The sequence below is a fragment of the Pseudomonas sp. HMSC08G10 genome, from assembly GCF_001808425.1.
In the GTDB taxonomy this organism is placed as follows: Bacteria; Pseudomonadota; Gammaproteobacteria; order Pseudomonadales; family Pseudomonadaceae; genus Aquipseudomonas; species Aquipseudomonas guariconensis.
In genome coordinates, this window is sequence record NZ_KV793302.1 from 84,757 (window position 1) to 107,668 (window position 22,912).

The 22,912-nt window shown below is 64.7% G+C and carries 13 protein-coding genes; 9 read left to right on the plus strand and 4 right to left on the minus strand.

All coding sequences use genetic code 11. From position 1 onward, the window contains the following. Positions 1–12: 12 nt before the first annotated feature. The 7 genes from treZ (at position 13) to HMPREF3173_RS09470 (ending at position 11,511) form a co-directional block, all read left to right on the plus strand. On the plus strand, positions 13–1,755 hold the full coding sequence (treZ, locus tag HMPREF3173_RS09440) for a malto-oligosyltrehalose trehalohydrolase (RefSeq protein ID WP_070572600.1): 1,743 nt from the start codon (positions 13–15) through the stop codon (positions 1,753–1,755). Beyond that, on the plus strand, positions 1,752–3,821 hold the full coding sequence (malQ, locus tag HMPREF3173_RS09445; RefSeq protein WP_070572602.1) for a 4-alpha-glucanotransferase: 2,070 nt from the start codon (positions 1,752–1,754) through the stop codon (positions 3,819–3,821). The genes treZ and malQ overlap by 4 nt, the downstream gene beginning before the upstream one ends. Next, positions 3,818–6,592, plus strand: a complete 2,775-nt coding sequence (locus HMPREF3173_RS09450; RefSeq protein WP_070572604.1) for a malto-oligosyltrehalose synthase — start codon at positions 3,818–3,820, stop codon at positions 6,590–6,592. Before malQ ends, HMPREF3173_RS09450 begins: the two co-directional genes overlap by 4 nt. Before the next feature lie 14 nt (positions 6,593–6,606). Next, positions 6,607–6,891, plus strand: coding sequence for a DUF2934 domain-containing protein (locus HMPREF3173_RS09455; RefSeq protein ID WP_043212056.1), 285 nt, complete (start codon positions 6,607–6,609; stop codon positions 6,889–6,891). A gap of 90 nt (positions 6,892–6,981) precedes the next feature. After that, the gene (gene glgX / locus HMPREF3173_RS09460) at positions 6,982–9,135 is read left to right on the plus strand and encodes a glycogen debranching protein GlgX (RefSeq protein ID WP_043212058.1); all 2,154 of its coding nucleotides are present in this window, start codon (positions 6,982–6,984) and stop codon (positions 9,133–9,135) included. A gap of 177 nt (positions 9,136–9,312) precedes the next feature. Continuing rightward, positions 9,313–10,107 carry an endonuclease/exonuclease/phosphatase family protein gene (locus HMPREF3173_RS09465; protein ID WP_043212059.1) on the plus strand — a complete coding sequence of 265 codons (795 nt, stop codon included), beginning with the start codon at positions 9,313–9,315 and terminating at the stop codon, positions 10,105–10,107. Between the two features lie 330 nt (positions 10,108–10,437). Then, positions 10,438–11,511 carry an autotransporter domain-containing protein gene (locus HMPREF3173_RS09470; protein WP_043212060.1) on the plus strand — a complete coding sequence of 358 codons (1,074 nt, stop codon included), beginning with the start codon at positions 10,438–10,440 and terminating at the stop codon, positions 11,509–11,511. An 87-nt stretch (positions 11,512–11,598) separates the two neighbouring features. Here HMPREF3173_RS09470 and glgB read toward each other — a convergent pair whose 3' ends face one another. The 3 genes from glgB to HMPREF3173_RS09485 form a co-directional block, all read right to left on the minus strand. After that, the gene (gene glgB / locus HMPREF3173_RS09475) at positions 11,599–13,809 is read right to left on the minus strand and encodes a 1,4-alpha-glucan branching protein GlgB (protein ID WP_043212061.1); all 2,211 of its coding nucleotides are present in this window, start codon (positions 13,807–13,809) and stop codon (positions 11,599–11,601) included. Positions 13,810–13,885: 76 nt separating this feature from the next. Continuing rightward, a complete protein-coding gene (gene treS / locus HMPREF3173_RS09480) occupies positions 13,886–17,197 on the minus strand; it encodes a maltose alpha-D-glucosyltransferase (RefSeq protein WP_070572606.1) in 3,312 nt (1,103 codons plus the stop codon). A gap of 123 nt (positions 17,198–17,320) precedes the next feature. Then, complete coding sequence (locus HMPREF3173_RS09485) at positions 17,321–19,339, minus strand: alpha-1,4-glucan--maltose-1-phosphate maltosyltransferase (RefSeq protein ID WP_070572607.1); 2,019 nt, start codon at positions 19,337–19,339, stop codon at positions 17,321–17,323. A gap of 137 nt (positions 19,340–19,476) precedes the next feature. Here HMPREF3173_RS09485 and HMPREF3173_RS24555 point away from each other — a divergent pair, with 137 nt between their 5' ends. Beyond that, positions 19,477–19,644 (plus strand): hypothetical protein, encoded by a 168-nt coding sequence (locus HMPREF3173_RS24555; RefSeq protein ID WP_167358084.1) that lies wholly within the window; start codon positions 19,477–19,479, stop codon positions 19,642–19,644. Positions 19,645–19,822: 178 nt separating this feature from the next. Here the strand turns inward: HMPREF3173_RS24555 and HMPREF3173_RS09490 are convergent, their stop codons facing one another. Continuing rightward, positions 19,823–21,493, minus strand: coding sequence for an AMP-binding protein (locus HMPREF3173_RS09490; protein ID WP_070572609.1), 1,671 nt, complete (start codon positions 21,491–21,493; stop codon positions 19,823–19,825). A 238-nt stretch (positions 21,494–21,731) separates the two neighbouring features. On the opposite strand from HMPREF3173_RS09490, the gene HMPREF3173_RS09495 reads away from it, so the two are divergent. Beyond that, a complete protein-coding gene (locus tag HMPREF3173_RS09495) occupies positions 21,732–22,895 on the plus strand; it encodes an isovaleryl-CoA dehydrogenase (protein WP_070572611.1) in 1,164 nt (387 codons plus the stop codon). The last annotated feature ends 17 nt before the right edge of the window (positions 22,896–22,912 follow it).

Consider the following 22,912-nt stretch of genomic DNA (forward strand, 5'->3'; position numbering starts at 1 on the left):
AGGGCACCGAAGATGCAAAGGCATGGCGCACACTTGCTGGACGCCACGTCGGCGCGCTTCGCCCTCTGGGCGCCCGATGCGCGCAGCGTGAGCTTGCAGTTGGAGCAACAACCTGCGGTCGAACTGCTGCCTGAAGCAGATGGCTGGTTCACCGGCTTGGCGCCTTGCCAGGCGGGCGACCGTTATCGCTACCGAATCGATGACATCCTGCAGGTGCCCGACCCCGCGTCGCGCTACCAGCCTGAGGGTGTGCAGGGGCCCAGCCAAGTGGTGGACACCACCAGCTATCCCTGGCGTCACCCCTGGCAAGGCAGACCTTGGCACGAGGCCGTGATCCAGGAGCTGCATGTCGGCTTGCTGGGCGGCTATGCCGGGGTCATGCGCGAACTGCCGCGCCTGGCCGAGATAGGCATCACGGCCATCGAGCTGATGCCGCTGGGGGCGTTTCCGGGGACGCGCAATTGGGGCTACGACGGCGTGTTGCCGTTCGCCCCGCAGCACACCTATGGCAGTCCGACCGAACTGTGCCGCTTGATCGACGAGGCCCATGGCCATGGCCTGATGGTGCTGCTCGATGTGGTCTACAACCACTTCGGTCCCGACGGCAACTACCTGCACCAGTACGCCAGCACGTTCTTTCGCGAAGACCGGCAGACGCCCTGGGGCGCTGCCATTGATTTTCGCCGGCCCCAGGTGCGCGAGTTCTTCATCCAGAATGCCCTGATGTGGCTATGCGACTATCGCTTCGACGGCCTGCGCCTGGACGCGGTGCATGCCATCGACCAGCCGGACTTTCTCATCGAACTGGCCCAGCGCGTACGTGCCGCCGTGGCCCCAGGTCGTCAGGTATGGCTGGTGCTGGAGAACGAACACAACCAGGCCTCGTTGCTCGAGCAAGGCTTCGACGCCCAGTGGAACGACGACGGCCACAACGCCTTGCATGTCCTGTTGACCGGCGAAACGGAAGGCTACTACGCCGACTACAAGGATCGTCCGATCGAAAAACTGGCCCGCAGCCTGAGCGAGGGGTTTGTCTTCCAGGGCCAGGCCAACCGCCATGGCACGCCACGGGGCGAGCCCAGCGGGCACTTAGCGCCCAGTGCGTTCGTGCTGTTTCTGCAAAACCACGACCAGATCGGCAATCGGGCAATGGGTGAACGCCTGACCCGCCTCTGCCCGCCCCCGGCCTTGCGCGCGGCCACCGGCTTGCTGCTGCTGGCGCCGATGATTCCTCTGCTGTTCATGGGCGATGAAGAAGGCAGCCGCCGGCCATTTCTGTTTTTCACCGATCATCACGATGAGCTGGCCGACGCGGTGCGCGAAGGTCGCCGTGCCGAGTTCGCCCACTTCGCTGCGTTCGCCGACCCTGCGCAGCGCGAACGCATCCCCGACCCTAACGCCCAGGCCACCTTCGACGCCTCGCAGCTCGCAGCGCAGGAGGTGGTGGCCGGCTGGCACGGGCTATACCAGCGCCTGCTGACGCTGCGCCACCTGCATCTCACCCCACGCTTGCCAGGCAGTCGCGCCCTGGGCGCCACGGTACTGGGCGAACGGGCCCTGACCGCACGCTGGCGCCTGGGCGACGGTAGCCAATTGCGGATCGACCTCAACCTGGCCAGCGAGCCGCAATCGGTAGCACTGCCTCCAGTCGAGCGCTGGTTGTTCGACAGCAGCGACACCGCGCATCTCGACACTACCCTGCCCGCGCACAGTTGCGTGGTCAGCCTGCTGCCACCCGACCAGGAGGCTCCATGAGCGAATTGCCTTTGCACCGACTGGCCGCGCGGGTGGGCTTGGCCCGCGATTGGGTCGATGCCAACGAGCGTCCCCAACAGGTCAGCGATGACGTCCTGCGCCAGGTGCTGGCAGGCCTTGGCCACCCGGCCGAAGACGAAACCGCTATCGCCGCCAGCCTCCAGGCGCTCGATGAGGCCGACGATGCCGACCATCTGCCGCCGTTGCTCACCGCCGATGTGGGCCTGCCGCTGGACCTTGCGCGCTATTTCGCCCCTGGCAGCCCGGTGCAGTGCACCCTCGAGAACGGTGACCCGCTGACCCTGGCCCTCGATGGCCAGGCGCAGCTGCCGGGGGAGCTGCCCGTGGGCTATCACCAACTGAACATCGACGACCGCCCGTTCACCCTGGCGGTCGCGCCTGCGCGCTGCCATGCCTTGGACGAGGCAACCGAGCAATCACCGCCTCGGTGCTGGGGCCTTGCGGTCCAACTGTACAGCCTGCGCCGCCCCGGTGACGGCGGCTACGGCGACTGCCTGGCCCTGGAGCAACTGGCCCGCGCCGCCGCGGAACGAGGCGCCGACGCCTTGGCGATCAGCCCGATCCACGCCTTGTCGGCGATCGACCAGCGCCACTACAGCCCCTACTCCCCCTCCAGCCGCCTGCTGCTCAACACGCTGTACGCCAGCCCTGCCGCGCTCCTGGGTGAGCGGGAAGTGCGCATGGCGATCGAGGCGTGCCAGTTGCAGCCGCTGCTCGATGAGCTCGAGCAACTCCCATTGGTGGACTGGCCCCGCGCCGCCGAAGCCAGGCAACAGCTGCTGCAGGCGCTGTACAAGGACTTCAGCCGGGGCGCTCACCCCCTGCAAAAGGACTTCGACAGCTACCGTGAGGCCGGTGGCCAGGCCCTGCTGCACCACTGTTGGTTCCAGGTGCTGCAGGCCGAAGCGATGGCCCGAGGCCTGGGTGCGGACTGGCGCAACTGGCCAGCGGCCTGGCACGACCCTTATCACCCGGAGGTGGAAGCCTTTGCCAGCGCCTGTCCGGCCCAGGTCGAGTTCCATGCCTTCTGCCAGTGGCTCACCGAACGCGGCCTGCAACGCGCCCAGGAGGCCGCGCGCGGCAACGGCATGGCCGTGGGCCTGATCGCGGACCTTGCCGTGGGCGCCGACGGCGCCGGCAGCCAGGCCTGGAGCCGCCAGGACGAATTGCTGGCCGATCTCAAGGTCGGCGCCCCTCCCGATATCCTCAACCGCCAAGGCCAGGATTGGGGCATCTGCGCCTTCTCTCCGGAAGGCCTCAAGCGCAACGGCTACCGCGCCTTCATCGAGATGCTGCGCGCCAACCTCGCCCACGCCGGCGGCCTGCGTATCGACCACGTCATGGGCCTGCGCAGGCTGTGGCTTATCCCGCGTGGGGCGCGCCCCAGCGAGGGCGCCTACCTGAACTATCCGCTGGACGACCTGCTGCGCCTGTTGGCCCTGGAGTCGGTGCGCCACCGGGCGGTGATCCTAGGCGAAGACCTGGGCACGGTACCCGAAGGCCTGCGCGAAACCCTGGCGGCCAAGGCCGTGCTGGGCATGCGCGTGCTGCCATTCGAGCAACAGCCGCCGGGGCATTTCAAACCAATTCTCGACTGGCCGGACAACGCCCTGGCCACCACCGGCACCCACGACCTCGCCCCCTTGGCCGGTTGGCTGCAAGCCCGCGACATCGACTGGAGCCACCGCCTGCAACTGGTAGATGCGGCCGCCGAGCTGCATTGGCGCCACACTCGCCAACGGGAGCGTGATGGCCTGCGCCGCACCTTGGAGCAGAACTATGGCGCCCTGGCGGACGACGACGCGTTGATCGACGCGGCGATCCGCTACGTCGGACATACCCGTGCCCCCCTGGTGCTGGTCCCCCTAGAAGACTTGCTGGGCTGCGACGAACAGCCCAACCTGCCCGGCACCACCGATGGCCACCCCAATTGGCGTCGCCGCTTCGCCCGCCCGGTGCGCGAGCTGCTTGACGACGAAGACGCCGCCCGCCGCCTGGAGCTGCTGGCCCAAGCCCGCGAACAAGCCTGGGAGCGTGACCGATGAAACCCTTGACCGCCACGGTGCGCCTGCAATTGCACAGTGACTTCACCCTGGACGATGCGGTGCCCCTGGTGCCCTACTTCGCCCGCCTAGGGATCAGCCACCTGTACGCTTCGCCCATCCTCAAGGCCCGGGCCGGCTCGCGCCACGGCTACGACGTGGTCGACCCGACCCAGGTCAATCCGGAGCTGGGAGGGGAAGCGGCGCTCGAACGCCTGGTCGCCGCGCTGCGCCAGCATGGCATGGGGCTGATCCTGGACACGGTGTCCAACCACATGGCCGTGGGCGGCGCCGACAACCCTTGGTGGCAGAGCCTGCTGGCCTGGGGCCGGCGCAGCCCCTACGCGGAATTCTTCGACATTCAGTGGCACTCCAGCGACCCGCTGCTGGCCGGGCAACTGTTGCTGCCGTTCCTGGGCAGTGACTACGGCGTGGCGTTGCACAACGGCGAGATCCCGCTGACGTTCGACAGCGACCAAGGCGTGCTGCAAGTCGCCCATTACGAGCACCGTTTCCCCATCTGCCCGCTGGACTACGGGCAAATCCTCGGCCAGAGCGAACACCCCGCTTTGCAAGCATTGGCTCAACACTTCAGTGCCTTGCGCGAGGCCGCCGATCCGTTGACCGACGCCCTGCCCCTGCAGGCCGAGCTGGCGCGCCTGGTTGGCGAAGGCGCGAGCCTCGACGGCGCCCTGGCCGCGTTCGACAGCCGCACCGAAGCGGGTCTGAAACGCCTGCACCTGCTGCTCGAACATCAGACCTATCGCCTGGCCAGTTGGCGCACCGCGGCCGATGACATCAACTGGCGGCGTTTTTTCGACATCAACGAGCTGGGCGGGCTGCGCGTGGAGCGTGCGGTGGTGTTCGAGGCCACCCACGCCAAGCTGTTCGAGCTGATCGAACGCGGCCTGGTGGACGGCCTGCGCATCGACCACATCGACGGCCTGGCCGATCCTCGCCAGTACTGCCGCAAGCTGCGCCGACGGGTCGAGCGCCTGCTCGCCCGCCGCCCTGTGCAGGCCGCCGTAGCGCATTTTCCGATCTATGTGGAGAAGATCCTCGGGGCAGGCGAGCACCTGCATCTGGACTGGCGCACCGACGGCACCACCGGCTACGAGTTCATGAACCAAGTCTCGCTGTTGCAGCACGACCCGGACGGCGAAGCCCCTTTGACCGAGCTGTGGAGCAGCGTCAGCGAACGCCCGGACTTTCCGGAGGAAGTGCGCCAGGCTCGCCACTTGGTGCTCAATGCCAGCCTGGCCGGCGATTGTGAGTCCGTGGCCCAGGCCCTGTTGCAGGTGGCCCGTGGCGACCTGATGACCCGCGACCTGACCCTCGGCGCGATCCGGCGGGCGCTGCAGGCGCTGGTCGAGCATTACCCGGTGTACCGCACCTACATCAATGCCTGCGGCCGTCCGGCCGAAGACGAAGCGTTCTTCCAACACGCCCTGGCCGGCGCCCGGCAGAGCCTGGCTGAAGCCGACTGGCCACTGCTCGAACATCTGCAGCACTGGCTGGGCGGTCAACCCTGGCGCCAACTGCCCCGTGGCCTGCCCCGCAAGCACCTGCGCCATGCCTGCGTGCGCTTTCAGCAATTGACGGCACCGAGCGCGGCCAAAGCCGTGGAAGACACTGCGTTCTATCGCTCAGGACGCTTGCTGTCGCGCAACGATGTGGGCTTCGAAGCCGAACGGTTCAGCGCCGATGCCACTTGGTTCCACAACGAGGCCCAGCAGCGCCTGCGGGACTTTCCCGACAACCTGCTGGCCACCGCTACCCACGACCACAAGCGCGGCGAGGACTGCCGCGCGCGCCTGGCGGTGCTGAGCGAGCACGGCCCCTGGCTGGCCAGCCGCGTGGAGCACTGGCGCGAGCTCGCCACACCACTGCGCCAGTCATTGAACGACGGCCCGGCACCGAGCCCGGCGGACGAACTGCTGCTGTACCAGACGCTGCTCGGCAGCTGGCCGCTGGAGCTGGACCTGCAGGACCTCGGGGCCTTGGGCCGCTATGCCGAGCGGGTCCGCCAGTGGCAGCAGAAGGCCCTGCGCGAGGCCAAGCTGCGCAGCAGCTGGAGCGCACCGAACGACGCCTACGAGCAAGCCTGCGCGACCTACGTTGACGAGCTGTTGCTGGGGCCGCAAAACCAACAGCTGCGCCGCTCGCTTCACGACGCCGCGCAGCACATCGCCTCTGCCGGCGCACTCAACGGCCTGGCTCAGTGCCTGCTGCGCATGACCAGCCCCGGCGTACCGGATCTCTATCAAGGCAACGAGTACTGGGACCTGAGCCTGGTCGACCCGGACAACCGTCGCCCGGTGGACTACGCCGCGCGCCGCGCGAGCCTGGACGACAGCGTGCCGCTGGCCGAGCTGCTGGCGCATTGGCGCGATGGGCGTATCAAGCAGGCGCTGATCGCCCGGGTTCTGGATGCCCGCCAGGCCCATCCGCAGCTGTTCCAACGCGGCGCCTACCTGCCTTTGACCGTGCATGGCCGGCACGCCGACAAGGTGCTGGCGTTCGCGCGCCTGGGCGAGGATGCCCGGGCCATCGTGGTAGTGCCGCGCCTGTGCGCCCCCCTGCTCGGCGACGCCCCTGTGCCCTTGATCCCAGCGCAGAACTGGGACGATACCCGGCTGATCTTGCCGTTTGCCTTGTCGTCTGCCACTTGCTTGGGACTTTTTTCCAGTGCGGCTGTCAGCCCTTCAAAGGAGCTGTATTTGAACACTGTGCTGGCGGAGTTTCCGGTCAACCTGCTGATACAACAATCTTGAACACCAGGAGCGTCATGATGAGTGCCGATGAAAAACGTATTCGCGAATTCGCCTACCAGATCTGGGAGTCGGAGGGTAAACCCGTAGGCCAGGAGGAACGCCACTGGGAGATGGCGCGCAAGCTGGCCGAGGCCGAGGCGCTGGCGCCCAAGGCGACCCCGCGCAAGAAGGCGGCGGCCAAGCCCAAGGCAGCGGCTGAACCCAAAGCGCCGGCCGAGCCGAAAGTGGCTGCCTTGCCTGGGGTCAAGCCGGCTGCGGCGAAAAAGCCAAAGGCTGTGAAGAAACCCACTGCAGGCTGAGCCTGTACCGAACCCTTTCGCGGGTTTGCCCGCGAAAGGGCTGGCATAGATGCATCGGTACATCCGTCCACCAGGCCAACGAGGACTGTCATGAGCCCCCGCACCCCGAAGAAAACCCGCTCCGTCGCTCCCTCACGCATCCGCGAAGGCTTGCCCTTCCCTCTTGGTGCCACCTGGGACGGTCTGGGCGTCAACTTCGCCCTGTTCTCGGCCAATGCCACCAAGGTCGAGCTGTGCCTGTTCGACTCCACCGGCGAACAGGAGATCGAACGCATCGAGCTCCCCGAATACACCGATGAGATCTACCACGGCTATCTGCCCGACGCGCATCCCGGGCTGGTCTACGGTTACCGGGTCCATGGCCCGTACGAACCGGAGAATGGTCACCGCTTCAACCCCAACAAGCTGCTGATCGACCCCTACGCCAAGCAACTGGTGGGGAATCTGAAATGGTCCGAGGCACTGTTCGGGTACACCATCGGCCATCCCGATGGCGACTTGTCCTTCGACGAGCGTGACAGTGCGCCCTTCGTGCCCAAGTGCAAGGTCATCGACCCGGCCTTCACCTGGGGCCGCGACCAGCGGGTGCAGATCCCCTGGGAGCGCACCATTCTCTACGAAGCCCATACCCGTGGCATCAGCATGCGCCATCCGGCGGTACCGGAAGAACTGCGCGGCACCTTCGCGGGCCTGGCCAACGATGAGCTGCTCAAGCACATCAAGGACCTGGGCGTGTCCTCCATCGAGCTGCTGCCGATCCACGCCTTCGTCAACGACCAGCACCTGCTGCAGAAGGGCCTGAACAACTACTGGGGCTACAACAGCATCGCCTTCTTCGCGCCTCACCCCAAGTACCTGGCCAGCGGCAAGGTCGCCGAGTTCAAGGAGATGGTCGCGCACCTGCACGATGCTGGCCTGGAGCTGATCCTGGACGTGGTCTACAACCACACCGCCGAGGGCAACGAGCTGGGGCCGACGCTATCCATGCGCGGCATCGACAACGCCTCCTACTACCGGCTGATGCCCGACGACAAGCGCTACTACATCAACGACTCCGGCACCGGCAATACCCTCGACCTGAGCCATCCCTGCGTGCTGCAACTGGTCACCGACTCACTGCGCTACTGGGCCGGCGAGATGCATGTCGATGGTTTTCGCTTCGACCTGGCGACCATCCTGGGGCGCTATCACGATGGCTACAGCGAGCGTCACAGTTTCCTGGTGGCCTGCCGCCAGGACCCGCTGCTAAGCCAAGTCAAGCTGATCGCCGAGCCCTGGGACTGCGGCCCGGGTGGCTACCAGGTCGGCAACTTCGCCCCCGGCTGGGCAGAATGGAACGATCGCTTTCGCGACACCGTGCGCGCCTTCTGGAAAGGCGATGAAGGCCAGCTGGCGGACTTCGCCTCACGCATGACCGCCTCGGGCGACTTGTTCAACAACCGTGGCCGGCGGCCCTATGCCTCGGTCAACTTCGTCACCGCCCACGATGGCTTCACGCTGCGCGATCTGGTGTCGTACAACGACAAGCACAACGAGGACAACGACGAGAACAACCAGGACGGCACTGACAACAACCTGTCTTGGAACTGCGGTGTCGAAGGGCCTACGGACGACCCACAGATCAACGCCTTGCGCATGCGCCAGATGCGCAACTTCTTCGCCACCCTGCTGCTGGCCCAGGGCACGCCGATGATCGTCGCCGGCGACGAGTTCAGCCGCACCCAGCACGGCAACAACAATGCCTACTGCCAGGACAGCGAGATCGGCTGGATCAACTGGGATCTGGACCAGGAAGGCACCGAACTGCTGGCCTTCGTCAAACGCCTGACCCGGCTGCGCCTGGCCTACCCGGTGCTGCGCCGTTCGCGGTTCCTGGTGGGCGACTACAACGAGGCGATCGGGGTCAAGGACGTCACCTGGCTAGCGCCCGATGGCAATGAAATGAGCGTGGAGCAGTGGGAAGATCCCCATGGCCGCTGCCTGGGCATGCTCATGGACGGCCGCGCCCAGGTCAGTGGCATTGCCCGGCCCGGCGGCGAGGCGACCTTGCTGTTGATCGTCAACGCCTACCATGACACGGTGCCCTTCCAGCTTCCCTCGGTGCCCGAGGGCGACTACTGGAGCTGCCTGGTCGACACCGACCGGCCACAGATGCGCAAGCCTCAGCATCTGGCCTTCGATACGCTGTTCGAGGTCAAAGGGCGCTCATTGCTGCTGATGGCGCTACAGCGCGAAGAAGAGTGATAGGCCTGTCTCATCGGCTTGCGAAAAGAGCCGCATGACTATGTACACCTGATGCCTCTTGGAGAGTGAACCCAGGCGAGCAAGATCTGTCCGAATCAGTGTCTGTTTGTGCGAGTGGCCCTGACGTCGGCATGCCTGCGATGGGGCATTCAACCCCGCAGTCCTTGAGGAGCCATCGTGAGCCCCGAAGCCGGTAGTCCAGGTTTCGCCAGCGTCAGCCAAGCCCCAGCCGTTCATCGGCTGCGGGTGCTGACGGTCAATACCCACAAAGGCTTCACCGCCTTCAACCGGCGCTTCATCCTGCCAGAGCTGCGCGAGGCTGTGCGCAGTACCCAGGCCGACATCGTGTTTCTCCAGGAAGTGCTCGGCAGCCATGACCGCCACGCCGCGCGCTACCCCGGCTGGCCACAGACCTCCCAGTACGAGTTTCTCGCCGACAGCATGTGGAGCGACTTCGCCTATGGTCGCAACGCGGTCTATCCCGATGGCCACCACGGCAATGCCTTGCTGTCGAAGTACCCGATTCTCGAACACCGCAACCTCGACGTATCGATCACGGGCCCCGAGCGCAGGGGCCTGTTGCATTGCATCCTCGACGTGCCCGGCCAACGCCAGGTGCATGCCATTTGTGTGCACTTGTCGTTGCTGGAAAGCCATCGGCAAAAGCAACTGCACCTGTTGCGCCGTTTGCTCGACAGCCTACCGGCCGACGCCCCGGTGATCATCGCGGGCGACTTCAACGACTGGCAGCTGCGCGGCAATCGCACCCTGGGCGCTCAGCGTGATCTGCACGAAGCATTCGAGCGCCACCACGGCCTGCTGGCACGCACCTATCCGGCCCGCCTGCCGCTGCTGCGCCTGGACCGCATTTACCTGCGCAATGCCGAGAGTCATGCCCCGCGAATCCTCGGGCACAAGCCTTGGACGCATCTTTCCGATCACTTGCCCTTGGCGGTGGAAGTGCGTCTCTAGCAATGATTCGGCATAGCCCGCCGACGGCAAAGAACCAACCTCGATATCGATAGTTGAATTTCCATAAAAATCAATCACTTATACCTCTCATCGACATACCGACAAGTCTTTCACGCTTTCTTGACGCAGGCGTCGACGTCTCCTTAGCTGAACTCTACAACGTGTCGTAAAAAATTCGCGCCGGGCCTCTAGCGTGCACCTTTGTGCGTACCTGCGAGCCCAGGCGTGCTGGTTTGGGTCGCCCTCTGTTTTTGTGTCGTACAGCTCGTGACATCAGGCCAGATCCTTGGGCTGTACCAACACACAACAACACAACAGAGGAGATCCGCCATGAAAAGAACCTCGAACCCCTGGCGCTTCGACGCGATTTTCTGTGCGGTTTCCACGTCGCTGCTCCTGGCAACCCCGGTGGAAACCTTCGCGTTCGAACTGCAGGAACAGGCCTCCTTCGCTGGCCTGTTGCAGCCGCCGGCCGTGCCGCAGCTCTCCCTCGATCCGGTGACCGCCAGCGGCCTGAGCCTGGGCACCCTGAGTGCATTTTCCGAGCGCATGAGCGAACGCCACGGCCAGGCGGCCCCGGACCTGGTCGCCAGCCAGTGGTCGCAGTTCTTCCCGGATGCCACAAGACCCGGTGCCCAAGTGCCCGCGCAACTGGAGGCGCCCAGCCAACAATTGACGATCGGCCCGGACCTGTTCGTGCGTGAAACCAACGGCAATGTGCATCGGGCGGGGATTTTCGTGGGCCATAACAACCTGCAAAGCAGCTTCAACGGCATGCGCCGGTTGCTCGGCGACAAGCAGAAGAATGCCGTTAACCTCAGCGGCGAAAGCCTGGGGGTGTACTGGAGCATGACCCATGAGCAAGGCTGGCACGTCGATGCCGTGGCCATGGGCACCCGCATCGACGTCAATGGCCGTGGCGAGAGCGGCCAGCGGTTGGACGACAGCGGCCATGCGATGACCTTTTCGGTTGAAGGTGGATACCCCATCGGCCTGGGCGGTGGCTGGGTCATCGAGCCCCAGGCGCAGTTGATCAACCAGCAGTTCTTCCCCGGCAACCGGGCACAGGAAGAAACCCTGCAGGCATTCGATAGCCAGCCGAGCTGGAGCGGCCGGGTCGGTGCCAAATTGTCGGGGCGCTACACCGTACGCGGGATGCCCATCGAACCCTACGTGCGGACCAACGTGTGGTACGACTTCACCGACTCGGACACCGTAAAGCTGGACCAGGTCGACAAGATCTCCAGCTCCCGGTACTCGACCACCGTGGACCTTGGCTTGGGATTGGTGGCGCGGGTCACGCCGAAAGTAGCGCTGTTCGTCAGTGCCGACTACAGCAGCGATGTGGACGGCAATGACCTCAATGGCCTGATTGGCAGCCTGGGCGTGAGAATGCGCTGGTGAGACTTCGGGGCTGCCTTGCAGCCCCATGTCCTCAATCGATGGAACACCTCAAGACTTAAGGGGCCGCTTTGCGGCCCCCGGTACAGCTCAGGCCGGTTTCATCACCAGAACCCCCAACGGCGGAAGGTTCAAGGCCAGCGATAGCGGCTGCCCATGGCTGGCCACCTGCTCACTGGCCACCGCTCCCAGATTGCCCACATTCGACCCGGCGTACAGCTCGGCATCGCTGTTGAGCAACTCCTGCCAGCGCTCGCCGAACGGCACACCGATGCGGTACCCCTCACGTGGCACCGGGGTGAAGTTGGCCACTACCAGCAACGGCTCTCCGGCGCTGCTCCAGCGCAACCAGGCATACACGCTGTTGTGCGCGTCATCGCCGATCAGCCACTGGAAGCCCTGGGGCTGGCAATCCTGTTCGTGCAGCGAGGGCAGCTCGCGGTACAGGCGGTTGAGGTCGCTCACCAGGCGCTGCACGCCTTGGTGCTCGGGGTACTGCAGCAGGTACCAATCCAGCTGGTGGTCGTGGTTCCACTCGCGCCACTGGCCGAACTCGCAGCCCATGAACAGCAGCTTCTTGCCGGGATGGGTCCACATGAAGGTGAGGTAGGCGCGCAGGTTGGCGAACTTCTGCCAGCGATCGCCCGGCATCTTGTCGATCAGCGAATGCTTGCCATGGACCACTTCATCGTGGGAGATCGGAAGGATGAAATGCTCCGAGTACGCGTAGATCAGCCCGAAGCTCATCTCGTTGTGGTGATACGCACGGTGCACCGGGTCGTTCTGGATGTAGTGCAGCGTGTCGTGCATCCAGCCCATGTTCCACTTGTAGGCAAAGCCCAACCCGCCCTGCTGCACCGGCTGGCTGACCCCGGGCCATGCCGTGGACTCTTCGGCGATGATCAAGGCGCCCGGTGCCTCGACGGCGGCGACACCGTTGAGGTGGCGGATGAAATCGATGGCTTCGAGGTTCTCACGGCCGCCGTGGCGATTAGGCACCCACTCGCCGGCCTTGCGCGAATAGTCGCGATACAGCATCGAGGCCACGGCATCGACCCGCAGGCCATCGATGTGGAAGTGTTTGAGCCAGTGCAACGCCGAGGCCATCATGAAACCGCGCACCTCGTTGCGCCCCAAGTTGTAGATCAACGTGTTCCAGTCCTGGTGGTAGCCCTCCAGGGGGTTGTCGTATTCGTAGAGTGCGGTGCCGTCGAAGCGCGCCAGACCGTGTTCATCGGTGGGGAAATGCGCCGGAACCCAGTCCAGCAGCACGCCGATGCCACCCTGGTGGCAGGCATCGATGAACGCCGCGAAGTCCTCGGCGCTGCCGTAGCGCGAGGTGGGTGCGAACAGCGACAGTGGCTGGTAGCCCCAGGAGCCCCCGAACGGGTGCTCCATGATCGGCAGCAGCTCGATGTGGGTGAACCCTAAATCCTGCACATAGGGCACCAGGCGCTCGGCCAGTTCACGCCAGTTGTAAAAGCGCGACACCTCGCCGGCGTCATCCAGTTCGCAGCGCCAGGAGCCGGCATGCAGCTCGTAGATCGACAGCGGCGCGTCGTAGGCGTGACGCGCGGCGCGCTGTTGCATCCAGTCGTGATCCTGCCAGGCGTGCTGCAGGGGGCCTGACACCTTGGACGCGGTGCTCGGCGGCAACTCGGTGGCGCGGGCCAGCGGGTCGGCCTTGAGCGGCAGCACACCGTCCTGGCCGAGCACCTCGAACTTGTAGGCCTCGCCGATACCCAGGCGTGGCACGAACAGCTCCCACACGCCGGCGTCGTGGCGAAGGCGCATGGGATGGCGGCGCCCGTCCCAGTTGTTGAAATCGCCCACCACCGACACGCGCCGGGCATTGGGTGCCCACACCGAGAAGCACACCCCATCGATGCCATCGGCACACATCGGCTGGGCGCCGAAACGCCCGGAGAGATCGCGGTGGTTGCCCTCGGCGAACAGGTACAAGTCCATTTCGCCCAGTTGCGGGCCGAAACTGTAAGGGTCCTCGGTGATCTGCTCACCCCCGGCCCAACCGATGCGCAGCAGGTACGGATGGGCTTCGTCCAGGTGCGCGGTGAACAACCCCGGCAGGCTGCCCTGCACCATTTCGGCCAGCACACGCCCATCATGGCGCGCCAGCACCTGAACGTTCAGCGCAGTGGGCAGGAAGGCCCGGACGAACAGCCCTCCTGCACCATCGGCGTGGGGCCCCAGCACCGCAAAGGGATTGGCGTGCTCGGCGCGGGCCAGGGCGTCCAGATCCCGTTGCCGAAGGCCGCCGTTATCACGCGTGGTTGCATTCATCTCACTGCCCCTATCCGTTGTTGTTTGACATAAATAACCCGCTCCCACAGAGGAGGCCTATCGCCTGTCATGAGGCCTAGCTCTCCCCCCACGTACTGATCAGCCCATGCAGTCCATGCAAGGGCACAGCCAACCAGCCTGGCCGGTTCTCGGCTTCGTAGATGATTTCGTAGGCGGCTTTTTCCAGGCAGAACAGCTCCAGTGCGGCGCGCTCGCCCTCGGCCTGCTCCCAGGCGTGGGGCATGGCGGCGGTGGCCAGGCCATAGGCTTCGACGAAGGCATGACGCGACTGATGCAGGTACTGCCGGGCAACTCGCTGCCGAGCCTGGCGTGCAGCGTCGGAGAGGTCTACCGCCGAGGCGCTGCGCAAGATCATCGCTGCAGCATAGTCGAAGGAGCGCAACACGCCGCTGACATCCTTGTATGGGCTGTGCTTGGCCCGTCGCTCCTCCAACGGCCGGGCAGGCTCGCCTTCGAAATCGATCAGGTACGCATCGCCCTGCACCACCAGGACCTGGCCCAGATGCAGGTCGCCGTGCACGCGCATCAGCAGACCGCCTTGGGCCTGGCGGGCCAGGGTGTCGATGTGCTGGGCCAAGCCCTCGCGTTGTTGCGCCAGGTCGTCGACCAGGGCCTGGCTGTCAGGGTCCAGGCTGTCGCGGTGCCGGGCCAACAGGTCCAGGGCGTGGTCCAGTTGCGCGCTGACTTGCGTGCTCCAGCGGGTGCTGTCCTCGGTGGCGCTGGGGCGCGGCGCGAAAGCCTCGTCATCACTGGGTGCGGCCAGCAACAGGTGCATCTCGCCCAGTCGCTGGCCCAGCAACGCGGCAAAGCCTGTGAGTTCCACCAAGGCGTCGGTGTGCGCCTCGGGCTCGACGCTGGCCGGCTCCATCTCGTCGCGCACGGCGCGCTCCAGGGTGTTCTGGGTCCAATCCCAGGCGTCGCCCTGGTTGTTCAGATAGCCTTGGGCAATCATCAGCAGATGCGGCGTGCCTTGGTCATCGATCCGGCTGACCCAGCCGAGCAACGGCGAAATGTTGGCAAAGCCGGCGGCCGTCAAATAGGCGCTCATCTCGAGCTCCGGATGAATGCCTGGATTGACCCGGCGGATCAGCTTGAGCACCAGGCTGCCGCCTACCACCACCGAGCTGTTGGACTGCTCGGCGCTCAGGTAACGCACTTCGCTTTCTTCATTGAGCGCAAGGCTGGCCAGTTGCTCGGTGCAGTCGAAGCGCAGTTCGCCTGCACCGCACGGCAGACGGGTGCGGGCCTGGCAGTTGCTGAGCACGGCGCGAATGAACGGCTCGAGCACGAAGGCGTCGGTGATCAGCCCCACCTGGCGGCCACGGCGCACCCGAGAAAGCGCCAGCTGCTGGGGCAAGGCGCTGTTGATCTGCTCTTCGGGCAGCAGGCCAAACGGCAGCTGGTAATGCTGCACCACACCCTCGCTGTGCACCTGCAGCTCACTGAGCAGCACCGGCGTGGTGGCGGTGGCCAGACGTACGCCATAGTTCAGGCGCACCTGGTCGATCGGCCCCTGCTTGCCGGCGAACCAGCGCCGCTTGGGCAGGTACTGGGGCAAGATGGTGGTTTCCAGGGTCTCGCTCGAGGGTGCGTCGAGTAGTTCCTCCATGCGCTTGCGCAGCACCAGGGTGGTCAGCTCCGGCAAGCCTTCGCTCGGCTCGATGTGCCAGCTGGGCATGCGATCGCGCGAAGCCAGCAGGAACCAGTAGAAACCATAGGGCGGCAGGGTGAGCAGGAACGGCAACTGGCCGATGGGCGGGAAGGCACTACCGCCGAGCATCTCCACCGGTACTTTGTCGGCGTAGGCCGACAGCTCCAGCTCGGCAGCCTGGGCTGCACGCGAAACGTTGGCCACGCACAGAACGATCTCGGTGTTGCCCTCACCATCGGTGTACTCGCGCAAATAGGCGAGGATGCGTCGATTGCTGGGGGTGAGCATTTTCAGGGTGCCACGGCCAAAGGCTTTTTGCTGCTTGCGCACAGCGAGCAGGCGGCGGTTCCAGTTGAGCAGCGAATGCGGATCGTGGGACTGGGCCTCGACGTTGACGGTCTGGTAGCCGTAGAGCGGGTCCATGATCGGCGGTAGCACCAGGCGCTGCGGGTCGGCGCGGGAGAATCCGCCGTTGCGGTCCGGCGACCACTGCATGGGCGTGCGCACGCCATCGCGGTCGCCCAGGTAGATGTTATCGCCCATGCCCAATTCATCGCCGTAGTACAGGGTCGGAGTGCCAGGCATCGATAGCAACAGACTGGTGAGCAGTTCGATACGCCGACGGTCACGCTGCAGCAGCGGCGCCAGGCGACGGCGGATGCCGAGGTTGATGCGGGCGCGGCGGTCCTCGGCATAGTAGTTCCACAGGTAGTCACGTTCGCGGTCGGTGACCATTTCCAGGGTGAGTTCATCGTGGTTGCGCAGGAAGATCGCCCATTGGCAGTTGGCGGGGATTTCCGGGGTCTGGCGCAGGATGTCGGTGATCGGGAAGCGGTCTTCCATGGCCAGGGCCATGTACATGCGCGGCATCAGCGGGAAGTGGAACGCCATGTGGCATTCGTCGCCATCGCCCTCGCCGAAATAGGGGCGGGTGTCCTCGGGCCACTGGTTGGCCTCTGCCAGGAGCATGCGGTCGGGGTAGTTGGCGTCGATCTCGGCCCGGATCGCCTTGAGTACCGCGTGGGTTTCGGGGAGGTTCTCGTTGTTGGTGCCGTCGCGTTCGATCAGGTAGGGGATCGCATCCAGGCGCAGGCCGTCGACGCCAAGATCGAGCCAGAAGCGCATGACGCCGATCACGGCCTTCATCACTTGCGGGTTGTCGAAGTTCAGGTCCGGCTGGTGCGAATAAAATCGGTGCCAGAAGTACTGGCCGGCGACCGGATCCCACGTCCAGTTGGACTTTTCGGTGTCCAGGAAGATGATCCGCGTACCGTCGTATTTCTGGTCGGTGTCCGACCACACGTAGAAGTCCCGCGCCTTGCTCCCAGGTTTGGCGTGGCGGGCGCGCTGGAACCAAGGGTGCTGGTCGCTGGTGTGGTTGATGACCAGCTCGGTGATCACCCGCAGGCCGCGTTTGTGGGCCTCGGCGATGAAGCGCCGGGCATCGGCCAGAGTGCCGTAGTCGCTGTGCACGGCCTTGTACTCGGCGATGTCGTAGCCGTCATCGCGCCGTGGCGAGGGGTAGAACGGCAGCAGCCACAGTGTGTTGACGCCCAGCTCGGCGATGTAGTCGAGCTTGCCGATCAGCCCGGCGAAATCACCGATGCCGTCATTGTTCGAGTCGAAGAAGGACTTGATGTGCAGCTGGTAGATCACTGCGTCCTTGTACCACAGCGGGTCGTCGATGAAGGCTTGTGGGCGGGAACGCTTGGCCATGGGCGACTCCTTTCAATTCGATTTCAGCATGCAACGGTGTTGTCCGGTAGCGCTACGACCTGTGGAGGGGTTTACCCCACTGGTGCATTCGCGGGTAAACCCGCTCCCACAGGGGACGCCGTTCTAACGGGCTTTCTCGATTCGCCAGATGCCAAACGGCAGGTGCCAGGGCTCGATGCGCATCCATTGGGTCTTGCCGTGCCAGGTCCAGCGGTGGCCGTTCATCAGGTCCTCGCCGAGGGTGTCGGCGTTGTCGTCCAGGCCCAGCTCCCACAGCGGCAGTTCGAAGTGCGCCTCTTGGGCGTTGTGCGGATCGAGGCTGATCGCCACCAGGATGTAGTTGTCCCGTTCCGGCGTGCGTTTGGCGAAATACAGGATGTTGTCGTTCCAGCAGTTGAAAAATGCGACGCCCAGGTGAGTCTGCAGGGCGCGGTTCTGCCGGCGGATACGGTTGAGCTGGGCGATCTCGGCGATGATGTTGCCGGGTTGGGTGAAGTCCCGCGGGCGGATTTCGTACTTCTCCGAATCCAGGTATTCCTCTTTGCCCGGCAGCGGCGTGCCCTCGCACAACTCGAAGCCCGAATACATGCCCCACAGCCCGGACCCCATGGTCGCCAGGGCAGCGCGAATCAAGAACCCCGCGCGACCGGAGGTCTGCAGGAAATAGGGGTTGATGTCCGGCGTGTTGACGAAGAAGTTCGGCCGGTAGCAGTGGCACCAGGGCGGCTGGTTGAGTTCGAGGAAGTAGTCGCGCAGCTCCTGCTTAGTGTTGCGCCAGGTGAAATAGGTGTAGCTCTGGGCATAGCCGACCTTGCCCAGGCGAGCCATCATCGCCGGGCGGGTGAAGGCCTCGGCGAGAAAGATCACATCGGGGTAGCGGCTGCGAACATTGGCGATCAGCCATTGCCAGAACGGCAAGGGCTTGGTGTGCGGGTTGTCGACACGGAAAGTGCGCACGCCCTCCTCGACCCAGCCGATCACCACGTCACGCAGGGCCAACCACAGGGAGGGCACGGCCTCGGCGGCGTAGAAGTCGACGTTGACGATGTCCTGGTACTTTTTCGGCGGGTTCTCGGCGTAGCGGATGGTGCCGTCCGGGCGCCAGCTGAACCAGCCGGGATGCTCGGTCAGCCAGGGGTGATCCTGGGAACATTGGATGGCGAAATCCAAAGCGATTTCCAGCCCATGTTCTGCGGCGGCGGCGACCAGGCGGCGAAAATCCTCGCGGCTGCCCAACTGCGGGTGGATGGCATCGTGGCCACCTTCGGGGCTACCGATGGCATAGGGACTGCCTGGGTCTCCCGGCTCGGCCTGCAGGGCATTGTTGCGGCCTTTGCGGTGCTTGGTGCCGATGGGGTGGATCGGCGGAAAGTACAGCACGTCGAAGCCCATGTCGCGGATCATCGGCAGGCGCTGGTGCACGTCGTTGAAGGTGCCGTGACGCTCGGCGCTATCGGTGATCGAACGCGGAAAGAGTTCGTACCAACTGGCGAACTGCGCTTGCTCGCGGTCCACATCCACCGGGAACTCTGCGCTGCGGGTGAGGTAACTGCGGTGCTCGGCATCGACCATGAGCGCCGCGGTGCCCGGGTCGAGCAACAGTGCCACCTGATCATCGGTGGCGAGCATCGGCAGGCGTTGCTGGAGCTGCTCGAGTTGCCCACGCAGTTGGCCGTTGCTGCGCTCGGCGCCCTTGCCCAGCAGCAGCTTGCCCTCCTCCAGCTCGAGCGTGACATCGACACCGGCGTGGTACTTCTTCTCGAGGTCGTGGCAGTAGGTGGCGAAGGGGTCAATCCAGGCCTCGATGCTGAACAGGTGAAGGCCCAGTTCGAGCGGCGTGAACTCGGCCAGCCACAGGTCGTTGCCAGGCGAATGCATGGGCACGGTGTGCCAGCGGCGGCTGTGGGCCTGGCGCCAGTGCAGGACCACCGCCAAGCGGTCATGGCCGTCGCTGTAGACTTTACTGCTCACCGCCACGCGCTGGCCTCGTACCGCCTTGGTGGCGAAGGTGCCAGCATCGAGCACCGGTTGCGTATCTTCGACCACGATCCGCGGCGCCAGCAACGCCTGGGACAGGCTGATGGCCTGGTCCGGGTGATCATTGGCCATGGGCACGCTGTCGAACGGCTCATTTCCTGACATCGAACCTTGCTCCCTTTTGCGGTGGCGGTAAGGGTTCAGAGCCGTGGGCGCTGCCTGGGGTTCAAAAAAAATGAGCGAACGGTGCAGGGCCAAGTCAAAGCCTGCAAAGACGCTTGAATCCCAAGGGAGGCCTGGCTATGAACATTCCCATTCCACCGGAGACGCCCGACCCGAACATCGACGACCCTACCCTACCGCCGGGCGTGCCAGAGGAGGAGCCGGACGAGCTGCCGATCAAGCCGACCGTGCCGCCGACCGTAGGGGATCCGCCGAGCGAGGAGCCACCGGTGAAAGGCAAAGGATAGACAAGGACCGTGACAAGCACGGGATGGACAGTGGGAGCGGCAGCGAAACTGCCGCCCCTTTCGCAGGTAAGCCCGCTTGTGTCTTCGCAAGAGCGTTTTTTGTGGGAGTGGGTTTACACGCGAAGGTCACCGCAGCAAGACCATGACTCCCTCCCAACCAGGTGATACCGAGGACTGTTCAGAGATTGATCTCGGCGATGCTGATCTCGCGCATGCGGAACTTCTGCACCTTCCCGGTCACCGTCATCGGGAATTCCTCGACGAAGCGATAATGACGCGGCACCTTGAAATGCGCGATACGCGCCTTGCACCAGCCCTGTAGCTCCTCGGCCGTGGCGCTGTGTCCGGGATGCAGCTTGATCCAGGCCACCACCTCCTCGCCATAGCGGCTGCAGGGAATGCCGATCACCTGGGCATCGGCCACCGCCGGGTGGGTATAGAAGAACTCCTCCAATTCGCGTGGGTAGATGTTCTCGCCTCCGCGGATAATCATGTCCTTGTTGCGCCCGACGATGCGCACATAGCCCTGCTCATCCATCACCGCCAGGTCGCCCGAATGCATCCAGCCAGCCGGGTCGATGGCATCCTGGGTGGCTTGCGGGTTGTTCCAGTAGCCGAGCATCACGCTGTAGCCGCGGGTGCACAGCTCGCCGATTTCGCCACGCGGGACGATGTTGCCGTGCTCGTCCACCAGCTTGCTTTCCAACTGCGGCTGGGTACGCCCGACCGTGGTCACGCGCAGTTCCAGCTCGTCGTCAGGGCCGGTCTGCAACGACACCGGGCTGGTCTCGGTCATGCCGTAGGCGATCTGCACCTGAGCCATGTGCATCTGCCCGATCACCCGGCGCATCACCTCGATCGGGCAGGTGGCCCCGGCCATGATGCCGCTGCGCAGGCTGGAGAGGTCCAGCTCGGCGCGACCGGGGTGGTCGAGCATGGCGATGAACATGGTCGGCACGCCGTAGAGAATGCTGGCGCGCTCCTCGGCCACGGCGTGCAGGGTCAGGCCCGGGTCGAAGGCATCGTTGGGATAGATCATGGTGCTGCCATGGGTAACGCAGCCCAGGTTGGCCATGACCATGCCGAAGCAGTGGTACAACGGCACCGGGATCACCATGCGGTCCTGTGCCGTCAGGCCCAGGCTTGCACCGACCATATAGCCGTTGTTGAGGATGTTGTAGTGGCTGAGCGTGGCGCCCTTGGGCGCGCCGGTGGTGCCGGAGGTGTACTGGATGTTCACCGGCTGGTCGAATTGCAGGCTGCGCTGGCGGGCGTCGAAGGCAGCAAGGTCGGTCTGCCCTGCCCGCTCGATCAGCCGAGCCCAAGGCAGGAAACCGGCCGGCGGGTTGGCGGCCAGGCTGATCACCCCGCGCAGCGCCGGCAGCCGCTCGCTGGCCAGTTGGCCGGGCGCGTCGGTGCGCAGTTCTGGGGCCAGGTCCAGCAGCATGGCGTGGTAGTCAGAGGTCTTGAAGGCGTCGGCGCACACCAGCCAGCTGCAGCCTGACTGGCGCAGTACGTATTCCAGTTCACCGACCCGGTAGGCCGGGTTGATGTTGACCAGGATCGCGCCGACCTTGGCGCTGGCCAGTTGCAGGATGCACCACTGGGCGCAGTTGGGCGCCCAGATCCCGACCCGGTCGCCGACCTGCACACCCAGCGCCATCAGCGCCCGGGCGTGCTCATCGACAGTCTCGGCCAGCTGCCGCCAGCTGTAGCGCTGTCCTTGGTGGCGAACGACCAGGGCTTCGCCGTCGGGATGGCGAGCCACAGTCGCATCGAAGGCCTGGCCGATGGTCAGGGTCAACAACGGGCGGTCCTGGCGACCGCGGGTGTAGCTTGGTTGACTCATGAGTGTCCCTTCTTGTGGTTGTTCTGGGCATGACTGAAGCAAGCGACGCTACTCTGGCTCAGATTAACGTTAACGTAAAGGTCATGAGTCGATTGACAGCATTGGACGGCAGGTTTACGTTAACGTAAAGGTGAAAAATGACAACGGGCTTGTCGGCGTGACACCCATCCTGCGGGAGCGGTGGATAGCCCTTGAGCTACGGTGTAACCCAACTTCAATAACAAGAAGGTGCCCCCGCATGCATTACCCCACCCTGAACTTCGCCCTGGGCGAAACCATCGACATGCTCCGCGACCAGGTGCGCACCTTCGTTGCCGCCGAACTGGCCCCCCGCGCGGCTCAGATCGACCAGGACAACCTGTTCCCCGCCGACATGTGGCGCAAGTTCGGCGACATGGGCCTGCTGGGTATCACCGTGCCAGAGCAATACGGCGGCGCCGGCCTGGGTTATCTGGCCCACGTGGTGTCGATGGAAGAAATCAGCCGCGGCTCGGCCTCGGTGGCCCTGTCCTATGGCGCCCACTCCAACCTGTGCGTCAACCAAATCAACCGCAACGGCACCCATGAGCAAAAGCTCAAGTACCTGCCTAAGCTGATCAGCGGCGACCACATCGGCGCCCTGGCCATGAGCGAGCCCAACGCCGGCTCCGATGTGGTATCGATGAAGCTGCGCGCTGAGAAGCGCGGCGATCACTACGTGCTCAATGGCAGCAAGACCTGGATCACCAACGGCCCTGACGCCAACACCTATGTGATCTACGCCAAGACCGACCTGGACAAGGGCCCCCATGGCATCACCGCGTTCATCGTCGAGCGCGACTGGAAAGGCTTCTCGCGCAGCAACAAGTTCGACAAGCTCGGCATGCGCGGCTCCAATACCTGCGAGCTGTTCTTCGATGGTGTGGAAGTCCCGGAGGAAAACATCCTCGGCCAGCTCAACGGCGGCGTGCGTGTGCTGATGAGCGGCCTGGACTACGAACGCGTGGTCCTCTCCGGCGGCCCGACCGGCATCATGCAAGCCTGCATGGACCTGGTGGTGCCCTACATCCATGACCGCAAGCAGTTCGGCCAAAGCATCGGCGAGTTCCAGCTGATCCAGGGCAAGATCGCCGACATGTACACCCAGCTCAACGCCAGCCGCGCCTACCTGTATGCCGTGGCCCAGGCCTGCGACCGCGGCGAGACCACCCGCAAGGACGCCGCCGGGGTGATCCTCTATACCGCCGAACGCGCGACTCAGATGGCCCTGGAAGCGATCCAGATCCTCGGTGGCAATGGCTATATCAATGAATTCCCGGCAGGTCGACTGCTGCGCGACGCCAAGCTGTATGAAATCGGTGCTGGCACCAGCGAGATCCGCCGGATGCTCATCGGTCGCGAACTGTTCAACGAAACCCGCTGAAGCAGCTTCAAGCAGCA

What these genes read in the sequence shown, in the direction of transcription:
- treZ (WP_070572600.1), top strand. Translation starts at nt 13, where the DNA reads ATGCAAAGGCATGGCGCACACTTGCTGGACGCCACGTCGGCGCGCTTC.
- malQ (WP_070572602.1), top strand. Translation starts at nt 1,752, where the DNA reads ATGAGCGAATTGCCTTTGCACCGACTGGCCGCGCGGGTGGGCTTGGCC.
- HMPREF3173_RS09450 (WP_070572604.1), top strand. Translation starts at nt 3,818, where the DNA reads ATGAAACCCTTGACCGCCACGGTGCGCCTGCAATTGCACAGTGACTTC.
- HMPREF3173_RS09455 (WP_043212056.1), top strand. Translation starts at nt 6,607, where the DNA reads ATGATGAGTGCCGATGAAAAACGTATTCGCGAATTCGCCTACCAGATC.
- glgX (WP_043212058.1), top strand. Translation starts at nt 6,982, where the DNA reads ATGAGCCCCCGCACCCCGAAGAAAACCCGCTCCGTCGCTCCCTCACGC.
- HMPREF3173_RS09470 (WP_043212060.1), top strand. Translation starts at nt 10,438, where the DNA reads ATGAAAAGAACCTCGAACCCCTGGCGCTTCGACGCGATTTTCTGTGCG.
- glgB (WP_043212061.1), bottom strand. Translation starts at nt 13,809, where the DNA reads ATGAATGCAACCACGCGTGATAACGGCGGCCTTCGGCAACGGGATCTG.
- treS (WP_070572606.1), bottom strand. Translation starts at nt 17,197, where the DNA reads ATGGCCAAGCGTTCCCGCCCACAAGCCTTCATCGACGACCCGCTGTGG.
- HMPREF3173_RS09485 (WP_070572607.1), bottom strand. Translation starts at nt 19,339, where the DNA reads ATGTCAGGAAATGAGCCGTTCGACAGCGTGCCCATGGCCAATGATCAC.
- HMPREF3173_RS24555 (WP_167358084.1), top strand. Translation starts at nt 19,477, where the DNA reads ATGAACATTCCCATTCCACCGGAGACGCCCGACCCGAACATCGACGAC.
- HMPREF3173_RS09490 (WP_070572609.1), bottom strand. Translation starts at nt 21,493, where the DNA reads ATGAGTCAACCAAGCTACACCCGCGGTCGCCAGGACCGCCCGTTGTTG.
- HMPREF3173_RS09495 (WP_070572611.1), top strand. Translation starts at nt 21,732, where the DNA reads ATGCATTACCCCACCCTGAACTTCGCCCTGGGCGAAACCATCGACATG.